The organism is Methylocystis sp. S23 (assembly GCF_054106005.1).
In genome coordinates this window covers 693080-707322 of record NZ_CM134185.1, presented here as the reverse complement: position 1 = coordinate 707322, position 14243 = coordinate 693080, and the positions used below count along the sequence as shown (strand labels likewise).

At 65.0% G+C, this 14243-nt stretch carries 9 protein-coding genes and 1 pseudogene; 3 read left to right on the top strand and 7 right to left on the bottom strand.

Annotated elements, in window-relative coordinates; translation table 11 throughout:
• Nucleotides 1–539: 539 nt before the first annotated feature.
• Complete coding sequence (locus ACV7JP_RS03590; protein ID WP_457797888.1) at nucleotides 540–1274, bottom strand: YkgJ family cysteine cluster protein; 735 nt, start codon at nucleotides 1272–1274, stop codon at nucleotides 540–542.
• A 228-nt stretch (nucleotides 1275–1502) separates the two neighbouring features.
• Here ACV7JP_RS03590 and ACV7JP_RS03585 point away from each other — a divergent pair, with 228 nt between their 5' ends.
• Entirely contained in the window at nucleotides 1503–2315 is an 813-nt protein-coding gene (locus ACV7JP_RS03585; protein ID WP_457797887.1) for an amino acid kinase family protein, read from the top strand.
• A gap of 9 nt (nucleotides 2316–2324) precedes the next feature.
• Entirely contained in the window at nucleotides 2325–3158 is an 834-nt protein-coding gene (locus ACV7JP_RS03580) for an amino acid kinase family protein (protein WP_457797886.1), read from the top strand.
• 92 nt (nucleotides 3159–3250) lie between these two features.
• Here the strand turns inward: ACV7JP_RS03580 and ACV7JP_RS03575 are convergent, their stop codons facing one another.
• The 6 genes from ACV7JP_RS03575 to ACV7JP_RS03550 form a co-directional block, all read right to left on the bottom strand.
• On the bottom strand, nucleotides 3251–5467 hold the full coding sequence (locus ACV7JP_RS03575; RefSeq protein WP_457797885.1) for a TonB-dependent receptor plug domain-containing protein: 2217 nt from the start codon (nucleotides 5465–5467) through the stop codon (nucleotides 3251–3253).
• 13 nt (nucleotides 5468–5480) lie between these two features.
• On the bottom strand, nucleotides 5481–6782 hold the full coding sequence (locus ACV7JP_RS03570) for a di-heme oxidoreductase family protein (RefSeq protein ID WP_457797884.1): 1302 nt from the start codon (nucleotides 6780–6782) through the stop codon (nucleotides 5481–5483).
• Nucleotides 6779–8119 (bottom strand): ABC transporter substrate-binding protein, encoded by a 1341-nt coding sequence (locus ACV7JP_RS03565; protein WP_457797883.1) that lies wholly within the window; start codon nucleotides 8117–8119, stop codon nucleotides 6779–6781. Before ACV7JP_RS03565 ends, ACV7JP_RS03570 begins: the two co-directional genes overlap by 4 nt.
• Nucleotides 8120–8321: 202 nt before the next feature.
• Nucleotides 8322–9116, bottom strand: a complete 795-nt coding sequence (locus ACV7JP_RS03560; protein WP_457797882.1) for a TOBE domain-containing protein — start codon at nucleotides 9114–9116, stop codon at nucleotides 8322–8324.
• A 98-nt stretch (nucleotides 9117–9214) separates the two neighbouring features.
• Nucleotides 9215–9760: a DUF2478 domain-containing protein gene (locus ACV7JP_RS03555; protein ID WP_457797881.1), complete on the bottom strand. Its 546-nt coding sequence runs from the start codon at nucleotides 9758–9760 to the stop codon at nucleotides 9215–9217.
• A gap of 14 nt (nucleotides 9761–9774) precedes the next feature.
• Nucleotides 9775–10638: a xanthine dehydrogenase gene (locus ACV7JP_RS03550; protein ID WP_457797880.1), complete on the bottom strand. Its 864-nt coding sequence runs from the start codon at nucleotides 10636–10638 to the stop codon at nucleotides 9775–9777.
• A gap of 689 nt (nucleotides 10639–11327) precedes the next feature.
• Here ACV7JP_RS03550 and fdhF point away from each other — a divergent pair.
• Nucleotides 11328–14206: pseudogene (gene fdhF, locus ACV7JP_RS03545) on the top strand (formate dehydrogenase subunit alpha).
• Nucleotides 14207–14243 lie beyond the last annotated feature (37 nt).

Genomic DNA, 14243 nt, shown 5'->3' with positions numbered 1-14243 from the left:
CGCCCTCCGGATCGCTCCCGTGGAGCGGCGCGCGAATGAATGGCGTGCCCGTCAATCGGCCGCCGAAAAAGACCGAACATGCGCTTTTGTGCTTGGCAAAAGCGCAAACATATTGTCTATATATCTTGTCTATATAACGATGTGGCGCGGCGCAGCGCTCGCAAGACGGAGATGATCGATGGCTGAATCGCATTTGGAGCAACTCCGCATGTCAAGCCGGCGGACACGCCCCAGGGCGCCCTTGCAGCCGAGGAGCATCCCGATGTTTTCTCCCGCGCCGTTTCTCTGGAAGACGCCGCGGTTCTGATCCATGTGCGGTTCAGGCCCGATGGGACGGTTTGGGAAATCGCGGAATGTCCCGAGGGCCTGGCCAAGGATGAATGGTTCAAGAAGCTCTGCGCTCGGGTCGGCGACAAATATCAGGCGCGTTGCGGCGGGCGCGGGATGTTCCGCATCTCTCTTGCGCAATTGGAGGCGCTGAGAGCCCCGAAAGCTCATTAAAATTCGGCGGCGGCGAAGCTTTCCAATCGGCCCGGCGCTCATCCGGGCGCGACCGCGTCGAAAAGCGCCGCCGCCTCTTCATAGCTGAAATCCGGGAGCAACGCCGGCGCGAGCGGATCATCGCCTTGCAGCCAGGCCTCGATCGTGCGCGGAGCCTTGAGAGTCAGGTCGAGCGCCAGCGTGACCTCGTACAGGCCCCAGGCCAGCTTCGCCTCGCGCAGCGCATTCATGAGCGCGTTTTGCACGAGGCTGCGCACCACGAGATGGGGCTCCGATATCGCGGCGTCTTCTCCGCCGCCCTCGGCGGCGGAAACGCACGCCTGCCGGTCGAAGGCGGCGTGCCCGCGGCATGCGAGAGGCCTGAGCCGATAAGCGAGGCAGAGCCCTTTTTCGATAAAGGAACAGTCGCGCCTTTCGGCCATGCGGTCGAGTTCGCCGAGGCCGCCGACAGACCGGGCCGCTTCGCCGATGCGCCGGGACAGCATTATTCCCTGCGCTTCGAACGCCGCCGCATTGTGAGACACGAAGCGCGCCAGCAAGAAGATTTCAGGCGCCGTCGCAACGACTCGCAGGCGGCAGCAGGCCGCGCACTCTCCTTGGCATGCGATCGCCGGCGCCCCCTCGGTCTGGTTGGCGACGTTCTTCTCGAAAAGGTCGAAGGCTTGCGCGCAGAGGCCGCCGACGAGCGCGGCCTGGCCGCGGCGCGCGACGATCATGTCGCCGAATGCGCGGCTCGTCGCGCGAAAAAAGAAGGCCGGCCCGTCTTCGCGCATTGTCCTCTACCTCCCGGATTGTCCGACTATTGAGCGTTTCGGCGCGGCGCGATGTTTTTTGCGCGAGGCCCCGCGCGGATTTCGCGGATGGCGGCGCGCCAAAGAAAAGCGAGCGCAATTTTCGCATATTGCGAATAGAAGCGCGACGCTATACCGGAATCGCAGATCATGCCGCGATAGCGCGGACCGCTTAATTTCAATTTCTTCCTGCTCGCGAAAGGCGCGCCCATGGCCAACACGACGGAGGAGCTCGAGGCGCTCCTCATGCAGCGGTCGCTGACCGACTCGCAGCTTCTCTCCGCGGCGGAGGCGGCGGCGGACTTCCGGATCCTTCCGGACGCGACGGTGGTCAAGATCGGCGGGCAGAGCGTCATCGATCGCGGCCGCGCGGCCGTCTATCCGCTCGTCGACGAGATCGTCGAGGCCCGAAAGGCCCATAAGCTGCTGATCGGGACCGGCGCGGGCACGAGGGCGCGGCACCTCTATTCGATTGCGGCGGGGCTCGGCTTGCCGGCGGGCGTGCTCTCGCAGCTCGGCGCCTCGGTCGCCGATCAGAACGCCGCGATGCTGGGCCAGCTCCTCGCGAAATACGGGATCTCCGCCGTCGACGGGGCGGCCCTCTCGGCGGTCCCGCTCTATCTCGCCGAGGTCAACGCCGTCGTCTTCAGCGGCATGCCGCCTTATAATCTCTGGATGCGCCCCGCCCAGGAGGGCGTCATTCCGCCCTACCGCACCGACGCCGGATGCTTCCTCCTCGCCGAGCAGTTCGGCTGCAAGGCGATGATCTATGTAAAGGACGAGGACGGCCTCTTCACCGCGAATCCGAAAACCGCGAAGGACGCCAAATTCATCCCCAAAATCTCGGTGGACGAGATGAAGGCGCGGGGGCTGCACGATTCGATCCTCGAGTTCCCGGCGCTCGATCTGCTCAAGGCGGCGCGCCACGTCCGCCAGGTGCAGGTCGTGAACGGCCTTGTCCCGGGCAATCTGACCCGCGCGCTCGCCGGCGAACATGTCGGCACCATCGTCACCGCGAGCTAGAGAGTCGTCATGACCGACACCGCCAACAGCATCAAGCACGTCGCCTCGCCGCTCGCGCGCCAGACCCTTCTCGACAGCGAGCTGACCCGGCCCGTCGCCGGCGGCCGCCCGATCCGCCTCCTTCCCTGGCTGCAGGTCGTGAAGATCGGCGGCCGCTCCATCATGGATCGCGGCCGCGACGCGATCCTGCCGATCGTGGAGGAGATTCGGAAGCTCCTGCCCGAGCACCGCATGCTCATTCTGACCGGCGCCGGCGTGCGCGCCCGCCATCTCTACGGCGTCGGACTCGATCTCGGCCTGCCCGTGGGATCGCTGGCCCCGCTCGCCGCGAGCGAGGCCGGCCAGAACGGCCACATTCTCGCATCGCTGCTCGCGCCGGAGGGCGTCTCCTATGTCGAGCACCCGACCATTGCGAGCCAGCTCGCCATCCATCTCACCGCGGCCCGCGCGGTCGTGGGGAGCGGCTTTCCGCCTTATCATCACCATGAGTTCCCGACATCGCGCATTCCGCCTCACCGGGCCGACACGGGCGCCTTCCTGCTCGCCGACGCGCTCGGAGCGGCCGGACTGACGATCGTGGAGGACGTGGATGGGGTATATACGAACGATCCCAGGGGCCCTCACGGGGAAGAAGCGCAATTGCTCGGCGAGACGAGCGCCGCCGACCTCGCGAAGCTTGAAGGGACGCTGCCCTTCGACCGCGCGCTCCTCGAAGTGATGGCGACCGCGCGCCATCTCGAGCGCGTGCAGCTCGTGAACGGACTCGCGCCGGGCCGGCTCACCGCCGCGTTGCGCGGCGAGCATGTCGGGACGATCATCCGCACCGGCGCGCGCCCCGCCTGAGCGCGCGCTCTCCGGCGGCGGAAGGCGCGCCGGCGCGAGGATATGGAAGGGCGGCATCATGGAAACGCCGCCCTTTCCTACTGCGCGGGCGATCAGAAGGTCGCCTTCACGGCGAGATACATGCTGCGTCCGGGCTCGGGATAGCCATCGACGAGCGAGTAGAGCTGATCGAAAAGATTGCGGACGCCCGCGGTGACCTTGACGTTGTTCGTCACCTGATAGTCGGCGTTGAAGTTGGTCAGGAAATAGGCGCCCGTGCGGTAATACCATTGCCCGTTGGTGATGGACGTCCAGCGCGCGCTCGCCATTTCGATGCTGGGCGTGAGGGTGACTTCCGGAATCGGTCGATAGCCGGCATAGAGGAACAGCTTGATGTCCGGCACGCCGATGGGCTGGAAATTGGGGATATAGGGCGCATTGACCTTCCGGTGCATGACCGTCAGATTGCCGCCGAGCGAGAAATCGTCGCGCGGCTGGTAGTCGGCCGAGACCTCCGCGCCGGCGAAGCGGCCGTCGCCGACATTTTGCGACTGCGTGACGTTCGGTCCGAAAGCCGGAACCGGGACGTTCTGAATCAGGTTCTGAACGAAGCTATAGAAGAGATCGACGGAGACGCGCGCATTGGTCGCGAACTGGCTCGACCAGCCGAGATCGTAGTTGAGCGCCCGTTCCGGCTGGAGGCCGGGATTGGAGGTCGCCCCGCCGAAGCGCGTGCTGAAGCGCTCGAAGAGCGTCGGATAGCGGACACGGTCCGAGACGTTGAAATAGAGGCGGTCGCCGTCCTTCTCATTATAGCGCCAGATGATCGCGCCCTGATAGTTCGGCGCGCTCATGTCCTGCGGCGTGTAATTGACGACGCCCTGCGGAAGCGCGAAGCCCTGCGCCTGCCGCAGGTGACGCCAGTCATAGCTGAAGCCGCCGACGACATCGACATTCTTCAGCGGATGGAGCGTGTTCTCCACTGCGACCGAATAAGTGTCCTCCATGCTCGCGATCACTGGCTGTGACGAGCAGGGGATGTTGGGGCGGCAGCCCGCGCGCGTGTTCTGGTAATTCACGCCATAACTGTTCTGCCACTCGGTATGCGTATCGAGCCGGTAGAAGAAGAGGCCCTTCAGCGTGTCGATGTCGCCGAAGCTCGTTCCCGCCTCCACCTCGGCGCCGAGCGCGTAATCGGAATATTTGCTGTCGAAGGATTTCGGCAGCGACTGGACGTTGTAGCCGGGATCGTCCCAGGAGGAGAGCGCGTTCTCGAACTTGCTCCAATAACCGCGCGTCTTGACATAGGACGCGTCGCCGAGCGCGGTCTTCGAGAGGAAATACAGATTCTGCACCCGCCAATAGGGCCATTTCCAATAGCGCTGCGAGGCGACGGGGTCGTAGACATGCAGAGGCGCGCCCTTCACGCCGTCCTGGCGCGTGAAAGTGAACGAATATTCGTCCGTGTTGTTCGGCGTGACGCCGACCTTGGCGTTGACGCTGTAGTCCTGCGTATAGGTCTGGCCGCGGAAGCCCCAGCCCTGGTTCGGCATCGCCACATAACTCGCGGGCAGAAGCCATCCGTCGAATTTTTGCCAGGCGCCGCTGAGCTGAGCGTAGTAAAAATCCTTCTTCGCGCCGACGACGCCATAATTGCGCACGCCCTGATAGGTTCCGTCGCGCCCGAGCTCGAGACGGCTGCGGAATTCGGCTTCGATCTCGCGAGACGGCTTGCGGGAGACCATGTTGATCTGGCCGCCCATGCCGCCGGGGCCGTCGAGCACCGAGACATAGCCCTTGGCGATCTGCACTTCGGCGATGTCGGGCGTGAGGAAGCGCGCGAAATCGAGGCGGTTGTCGACCGGCAGATAGACGCGGACGCCGTCGATCGTCATCGGAACCTGCCAGCGATCAAAGCCGCGGACATAGATATTTTGTTCGTTGCGCGAGCCGCCGGTCGTCTGGGCGTTGACGCCGGGCGCGATATTGATGGAGCGGTCGAGCGTCTCGCGGGCGAAAGTCTCCATCTGCCTGTTGGTGACCGTGTAGCCGCCAAAGGCGTCCGTATGCTGCTTCGGCGTCGGCGCATTATCCGTTTCCCCCGCCGGCGGAGGAGCCGACCCGCCGCCGGCGGGCGCGGCCGGGGCGGGTTGCGCGATCTTTGTCGGCGTCGCGAGGCGACGTTCGCCGACCTTGATCTGGCCGAGCTCGAAGGCCTTGGGCGCGCGGACCTCGATCGGCGGCAGCGGCGTCTGCGCGGCGAGCGGAAGCGTGCAAGCGAGCAGGACGCCGCTCGATAGAGCGGTCGAATGGAGAGCTTTGGTCATCATGGTCCCCCAGCGGTCATAGAGAATTCAGAAAGGCGACGAGCGCGGCGCGCTCCTGTTTCGGCAGTTTGCGAAAGGCGTCCGCCGATGATTGCGCTTCGCCGCCGTGCCAAAGGATCGCTTCGTCGAGCGTTCGGGCGCGGGCGTCGTGCAGATAGTTCGCGCCGTCGCCGCCTTTGCCGGCGAGGCCGAGCCCCCAGAGCGGCGGCGTTCGCCAGTCGCGGGGACCCGCGTCGAAATCGGCGCGGCCGTCGGCGAGGTCCTCGCCCATGTCGTGCAGCAGCAGGTCGGTATAGGGGTGAATTTCGAGGCCGCTCAATTCGGGGAGCGCGGGAAAAGCGCCGAGGCGCATCGTGTCGCGATGGCAATCCGCGCAGCCGAGCGCCTTGAATTGCGCCTCACCCGAGACGACGATCGGATCGTCGGCGTTGCGTCTCGCGGGGACCGCCAGCCAGCGAATATAATCGACTGTCGCGCCGAGCTGCGCGTCGGAGAGATCCGCTTTCGCCGAACCGGCCTCGCGGCAAGCCTTCTGGTCCGGCGCGCAATTCTCGTTCGGAAAAAGCGACGACGTGACGCCGATGTCCTCCGCGAAGGCGTTGGCGATTTGCTGATCGAGGCTCGGCTGGTTGGCCTTGAGCCCGAAGCGGCCGAGCGTGCGCGCGCCGGCCCGCATGTTCCAGACGTAATTCGGCTTGCCCTTGCCGGAGAGGATCTCGCTCTCCGGCACGGCCTCCAGCAAGCCGAGGCCGAAGACCGGCGGCGCGTTCCGCAACGACATGCGCGTCGCGTCGCCCAGTTCGCCATAGGCGAGATTGCGCAACGCCGGCGCCGGGCGGCGCAGCGCCGCGCGCTCGCCGTCGGCGAAAGCGCGTTCGACGTCCTCATAGGCGATGACGGCCTGACCTTCGCCAGCGACGCCGGGGACGCCCTCGGGATTGAGCTGAGCGCCGTATGCGGGATGGGCGCGCGGTCCGCCATGCGCGTCGGCTCCCTCGACGCTCAGCCTCGCCACCATGTGACGCGCGAGGCCGTTTTCCGGATCGGGGGCCGCTCCGCGTCCATTCTTCACATGGCAAGCGATACAGGAAAGCCGATTATAGAGCGGCCCAAGGCCGATAAGATCAGGGTGGTCGGCGGAGGGACCGATGAGCCACGCCTGCCGAAACAGGCCGGCGCCGCGACGGAAGATCGCCGATTGCGTCGCGTCGAGGCCGCCGAGGGGCCGCGAGAAGGCCTCGGTCTCGGGCGCCGCCGCCTCGTAGCGCGCGGCGCCGAGCGACAGGAGGGCGGCGAGGGCCGCGGCCGCGCGCTTCACCGCCCCGCTCCAATTTTTTCGAGAATGTCCCACGCCCTGCCGCGCGCCGCGGCGATCGCCTCGCGCCATTGCGCGACGAGGCCGGGATCGACGGCGTCGCGGTTGGCGAAACGGTCGAGGAAGGATATGTCGCGCGCCTCGATGGAGGAGACGGGGACGTAGCTCGCGAGCCGGCGGGCTTCGGCCAGCGCCTCGGCGTTCCGACCGGCCTTCCCCTCCATCTTCTCGGCGAGATGGATGGCGCGCCAAAGCGCGGCGTTTTCGGCGTGGTTTTCGACGATCGCCAGATCGAAGAGAAGAACGAGGAGCGGCGGCCGGCGCCGGCCAATCTCGAAGTCATAATCGAGGATGACGCCGCTCGGCAGCTTGAAAGGATCGACGAGAGCCGCGGGCGCGCCCTCATAGGCGTCGGGCCGCGCCGGATGGCGCATGCTGTCTCGCTCCACCATCAGCTTCTGGCCCTCCTTGGAGAGGGCGAAGTCGATGAAAGCCTGCGCGGCGGCCGGGCGCTTCGTCGAAACCGTCATGGCGATATGCGCCGGTAGAAAGGCCGTGCGCTCGGGATAGATCATCTCGACCGGCGCGCCATTCGCCTTCGCGCTCGCCGCGAAGAAATCGATGGTCAGGCCGAAGACGGCCTTGCCTTCCCGCACCTGCGCGGTCGGTAGGGCCCCCTGATCGAGAAGGACGGCCTCGCCCGCCATCTCGCCGAGCGCGGCCCAGCCGGCGTCCCACCCCTCGCTTTGCAGGAGAATGTCGTAGAGCGCGGGAGAGAAGCCGACCTTGGCGGGGATCGGCATCGCCAGGCGGCGGGCATGGTCGGGATCGGCGAGATCGCCCCAGCGCTTCGGAGCCGCGAGCTTCTCCGCCGCCGCGAGCGGCGCGTTCATCGCCACCCCGTAGCCCGCTATGTCATAGGCCTCGAAGCGGCCCGAGGGGTCCGAAATCTGATGGCCGGCGAGCTTGCCGGGCAGGACGGCGCGATCGACCTCGATCCCGCGGAACGCGCCGCGCTCTTTCAGGACCGAGAAATTCGAAAGCGACGGCGCCCAATAGACGTCGGCGCCGCCCTGATCCGGCTTGCTGAGCTCGGCGAGCGCGTCCCGCGATTGCTTCCAGACATATTGTACGTGAACGCCTGGATTGCGTTTCTCGAATTCCCGCTCGTAGCGGGTCGTCAGCTCCTCGGGGAAGCTGGTGACGACGATGATTTTTGTGTCGTCCGCCCACGCTTCCCGGATATTTGGAGGCCCGAGCGACGCCCAGGCGGCGGAGAGGAGCGCGGCGAAGGGAAGCGCCGCGGGTCGGATGCGAGTCGATATGAGTTTTGTGTACATAACGTAAAAATAAAATTAGACTCGCATATACTGTCAATTACAGCTACGCTCAAAAAACGGTCATATAGCCGTAATGCAAGGCTGTTTCGCCAATAAGCTTGGCTGTGTTGCGACGGCGCAACACTCTATATGGATATTCTATATAGCGATTGGTCGGGTCGGCGCTCGCAGCCGACGGCTCCGCCGGGCGCGAAGCGGGCCGTCAGTCGGAGGCGAGGATGACGTTTTCGGGCGCGAAGCGGGCCGTCACCTGGCTTCCTTCATCGACGCGCATGGCCTCCACGGCCGTTCTGGGCAGGACCGCCGTCATCGTCTTTCCCGCCCCGATATCGATCAGCAATTCGCAGTTGCGCTCGGCGTCGGTGCGGCGCGTGACGACTCCCCGCAAAAGGTTGCGGGGGTCCGTCCGCGTCTGATCGGCGCCGATCAGTTCGACGAAGGAGGATTTCACCAGGGCGATCACCTTGCGCCCCGGGCGCAGGTCCAGATCCCGCGCGGCGTCGTTGGTGATGATCGAGTGGAGCGTGTGCTCGCCGGAAATCTGCAGCGTCACTTCGACGTCGACCGGCCATTTCCTGACCGAGACGACCTCGGCTCGAAAGACGTTGCGCGCGGAGATGCGGAGCCCGACGCCCCAAAGCAGGAAATCCTCGGAACCGTCCAGCCCTTCCTCGGCGATCAGCGACGACATGCGCGACAATCTGTCTTCCAGCCGATGGAAAGTCTCGATCAGCTTCCGTCCCTCCTGGGTGACTTCGGCGCCGCCGCCGCTTTTCCCGCCGGCCTTTGTGACGAAGGCGGGGCTGGGAAGAAGATTATTGATGGCCGTTACGGCGTCCCAGGCGGCCTTGTAGCTGAAGCCCACCGCCTTGGCCGCCTTGGAGATGCTGCCATGTTCGGCGACGGCTTCGAGAACTTTGATCCGGTCGCGGCCGATAAGCAGCTTGCCGTCGCTTCGAAGCGCCAGAAGGGCGTCGATCTTTTTCGATGGCGGCATTAGGGGGCGTCCGGCTCAATTCCGAGGCTCCTCTCATTGTGCCGTTTCGGCGAAAAAGTCAAAAACGCCGGCGGGCGTCGACTGTTGCAGGCTCATGCTTAGTGGCGATTCGACTCTTTTCCGATCCGCTCCCGCTGGGATCGCCACCATGCGGTCAGCGCCTCGACATGTGCGTCGACGCATTCCGAGAGTTCGCCGGCGAAGCGGTTCCAATCCTCGGCGAGCGGCGGCGAGACCGCCGTAATGACGGGAATGTCCGCGAGCATGGCGGCGCGGAAGGCGTCGCAAAAGCCGCTGCGGGCCGCTTCGAGCTTGCCGAATTTGCTCAATATCACCACATCCACGCCGCGCTCGATCGCGTCCTCGATCAATCCGCAGGCGAGCGCGAGCCCGCCCGGATCGAGGTTGCAGGCCGCCGAGCCCGCGCCAAGTTTTTGGGAAATCGGGAAGGTTTCGCCCGAGACGAGATCCTGGACGCCGAGGCTCTTGCAGCGGCTTTCCTCGCCGCAGCGAGAGACTTCCACGACGCCGGCGACGCGCAGTCCCTCCTGCCGCAATTGTTGCGCGAAGATCGAAAGCGTGCGCTGGCTCGCCGAGCTCGATCCGCCTCGCAGGGCGGCGATACGCTTTGTGGGATGGCTCACGCGACCTCCGTTTTTCAGTGAAACGACGATTGCGCCATGACGGCCAAGCGGTGCGCGGGCGTCCTTTCGATCGCCGCGACGACCGCTGCGGCGATCGCCTGGCCGCGCTCGTCGGTTCCGATCCAGCGGGCGTTGCGCCCGCGCGGATCGATCTCGACGAGCTTCACGCCCGGGGGCGCGACGGCTCCGTCGCGCGCAATTCCCCGGAGATAGCCGTCCATCGGCGCCCGGACCGGCAGGCCGTCCAGATAGCCGACGACAAATCCCCTGAAAACGAGCGCTCCGACATCGAGCGGCGTGCGCCAGGTTCCTTGCCGGGCGGAATAGACGAAGCGCTCCTTTCCCGCGCCGCCGAGATCGCGCGCGACGCCGTCGGCAAGCAGCGTCTCGCCCGCTTCCAGGAGATCGCCGGTCTTCGCCGGATGGGTTTCGATCGCAATGTCGCAGTTCCGGTGGACCGCAAACCTTGGTCCGATCCCGATAGCGAGTCGCGCGACGCCGCGCAGATCGGGCGTAACGCAATGCTTCTGCATCCTGGCGTCAACGATGATGGTGGGCGAACGGAGCGGGATAAGGTCGGTCAACTGCAGATGGGTCACGGCCACCTGGCCCGGCTTGCCCGCCGCGTCGATGATCTCGAGCGCGCTGTCGGCGCGCCGTCCGGTGATCCCGTCCACCTCGGCCCGGTCGTCGAACAGCGCGTCGTGAAAGGCCATGCCCCGGCGGATGACCGGCGGAAAGGGATCGTGGCTCAGGACGACCCGGAACCGCTCCCAGCTCAGGCGAACCGCGATCGCGGAGGCGATCTCATTCGTGCCCAGGATGATTGCATAAGGATCGGTCCGATCCGAGAGAAAGCGCGGGTAGCGATCGTCCATGGCTGAGCCCCCTTTTCGAGGCTGCGCAGCAAGGAATGGGCCAACGAACTTTATTGTAGATATATAGCGATTCCGCCGGACCGCCGATCGGGCGAAATCCGGACCGACGTTGCTTCCCGTGCAAATTGTCGGCAAGCGGACGCTCCCTGTCGACCGCTACGTCCCGCCATGACCGGCGCCGGGGCGCGGAAAGAGAGGAGGCCCTTTCATATGGGCTTCCGCCGGATCGCTTTGCGACGAGGCTCGCGGCGTCCTTGTGAGCTAAAGGCGAAGCAATTCGGAACGACTGAGAAACGGCTCCTGGAGCTTCGTCGCGGCGCGCGAGTGAATCAAACGGGCGCGCTTCAAGCAAGAAGAGGCGCTTCGGCTGAAGGCCAAATTCGGCGCAGCGGCGGCGGTTCGAAGCAATGAGCAGCACGAAAAAGCGAATATCGATATGTATTTAAAAAATATAATTATCCTACTTCTTTGGTAATTTATAGCATCGCTAGACCTATTTTGCATTCATTTTGCCGATGTTAAATCAATTCCGTCGCGAGCTATGTTAATTCTGAAAGCAAATAGGCTTATTTGCGGGGTCGCCTTGATCGTCGAATACGTTCGAGTCATTCATCCATTTGGGCGCCGCCGAGCCCATGGGCTGGCGGAATCTCGAAGAATGGTCGGGAAAACGAACAAGGATTTGAGCCATGCCGCTTATCAAGGAAACCGATTACGGCACGCCGGCGTCGCGGTCTCAGAATCTCGTCACGCTGACGATCGACGGCAGGAGCGTCACGGTCCCCGAGGGCACGTCGATCATGCGGGCGGCGATGGAGATCGGCGTGGAGATCCCGAAGCTCTGCGCCACGGACAATATCAAGTCCTTCGGCTCCTGCCGGCTCTGCGTCGTCGAGATCGAGGGCCGCAACGGCGCGCCCGCCTCCTGCACGACGCCCGTCGCGCCGGGGATTGCGGTGAAGACGCTGACGCCCCGCATCGACGCCATAAGGCGCGGTATCATGGAGCTGTATATCTCCGATCATCCCCTCGACTGCCTCACCTGCGCGGCGAATGGCGATTGCGAGTTGCAGGCGATGGCCGGCGCGGTGGGCTTGCGCGAGGTGCGCTACGGCTTCGACGGCAAGAACCATGTCTTCGCGCGCAATGATGGCAAGCACAACGAAGAATGGCTGCCGAAGGATCAGAGCAATCCCTATTTCACCTACGACCCTTCCAAATGCATTGTCTGCAATCGCTGCGTCCGCGCCTGTTCCGAGGTGCAGGGGCAGTTCGCGCTGACGATCGAGGGGCGGGGTTTCGACTCGCGCGTCTCGCCGGGCGCGCATGAAGCCTTTATGGAGTCGGAATGCGTTTCCTGCGGCGCCTGCGTGCAGGCCTGCCCGACCGCGACGCTCGTCGAAAATTCCGTCATCGCCATTGGCCAGCCCGAACATTCCGAAGTGACGACCTGCGCCTATTGCGGCGTCGGCTGCGCCTTCAAGGCGGAAATGCGTGGCGAGGAGATCGTTCGCATGGTCCCCTGGAAGGACGGCAAGGCCAATCACGGCCATAGCTGCATCAAGGGCCGTTTCGCCTATGGCTATGCGCTGCATCGCGACCGCGTTCTCTCGCCGATGATCCGCGAGAAGATCACCGATCCCTGGCGCGAGGTGAGCTGGGAGGAGGCGATTGACTACGCCGCTTCGCAGTTCAAGCGCATTCAGGAAAAATACGGCCGCCTCGCGGTCGGCGGGATCACCTCCTCGCGCTGCACCTGCGAGGAGACCTCTCTCATGCAGAAGATCATCCGCAGCGGCTTCGGCAACAATAATGTCGACACCTGCGCGCGCGTCTGCCACTCGCCGACGGGCTACGGATTGAGCCAGGCTTTTGGAACGTCCGCCGGCACGCAGGATTTCGACTCGGTCGAGGACGCCGACGTCGTCCTGATCATCGGCTGCAATCCGACCGACGCGCATCCCGTCGTCGGCTCGCAGATCAAGAAGCGGCTGCGCGAGGGCGCGAAGCTCATCGTCGTCGATCCGCGCCGCACCGAGCTGGTGCGCACGCCGCATATCGAGGCGGCTTACCATCTGCCGCTGAGGCCCGGGACCAATGTCGCGATCGTTACGGCGCTGGCGCATGTGATCGTCACGGAGGGCCTCGCCGACGAGGACTTTGTGCGCGCCCGCTGCGACTGGGACGAATATCAGGATTGGGCGGCCTTCGTTTCGGAAGCGCGCAACAGCCCCGAGGCGGTCGAGCAATATACGGGCGTGCCGGCGCATCTCGTGCGCGGCGCGGCGCGGCTCTACGCCACGGGCGGAAACGCCACGATTTATTACGGCCTCGGCGTCACCGAGCATTCGCAGGGCTCGACGACCGTGATGGCCATCGCCAATCTCGCCATGGCGACCGGCAATCTCGGCCGCAAGGGCGTCGGCGTGAACCCGCTGCGCGGGCAGAACAATGTGCAGGGCTCCTGCGACATGGGCTCCTTCCCGCACGAATATCCGGGCTATCGCCATGTCTCGACCGACGAGACGCGCCAACTCTTCGAGAAAGCCTGGGGCGTGACGCTCGATCCCGAGCCCGGCCTGCGCATCCCCAACATGTTCGACGCGGCGGTCGAGGGGCGCTTCAAGGGGCTCTACGTCCAGGGCGAGGACATTCTGCAATCCGATCCCGACATCAAGCATGTCTCAGCCGGCCTCGGCGCGCTCGACTGCCTGATCGTGCAGGATCTCTTCCTCAACGAGACGGCCAATTACGCCCATGTCTTCCTGCCGGGCGCGAGCTTCCTCGAAAAGGACGGCGTCTTTATCAACGCCGAGCGCCGCGTGCAGCGCGTGCGCAAGGTGATGCGCCCCAAGGCCGGCTATGCTGACTGGCAGGCGACGCAAATGCTCGCCAACGCCATGGGCTGCGACTGGGACTATAAGCATCCGAGCGAGATATGGGCGGAGATGGCGAGCCTGACGCCACCTTTCGCGGGCATCTCCTATGAGAAGCTCGACGAGGTCGGCTCCGTGCAATGGCCCTGCAATGACGCGGCCCCGGAAGGCATGCCGATCATGCATATTGACGGCTTCGCGCGCGGCAAGGGCAAATTCGTGATCACCGAATATGTGCCGACCGACGAGCGAACCGGCCCGCGCTTCCCGCTGCTGCTGACGACGGGACGCATCCTGTCGCAATATAATGTCGGCGCGCAGACGCGGCGCACCGAGAACAGCCAGTGGCATCCCGAAGACGTGCTGGAATCCATCCGCATGACGCCGAGCTGCGCGGCGTGCGCGACGGCGACTGGGTGCGCGTGCAGAGCCGCGCGGGCGAGACGACGCTGCACGCCAAGATCACCGACCGCGTGGCGCCGGGCGTCGTCTACACGACCTTCCATCACCCGCTCTGCCAGACGAACGTGGTCACGACGGACAATTCCGACTGGGCGACCAACTGCCCCGAATACAAGGTGACGGCCGTGCAGGTCTCGCCCTCCAACGGCCCGACCGAATGGCAGGAGCGCTATCGCGAGATGGCCGAGAACAGCCGGCGCATCGCCGGGCCGGCCGAAGCGGCGGAGTGAACTGGAAGCTCTTGCGGCGGCGCGAGCGCTTGCGCCG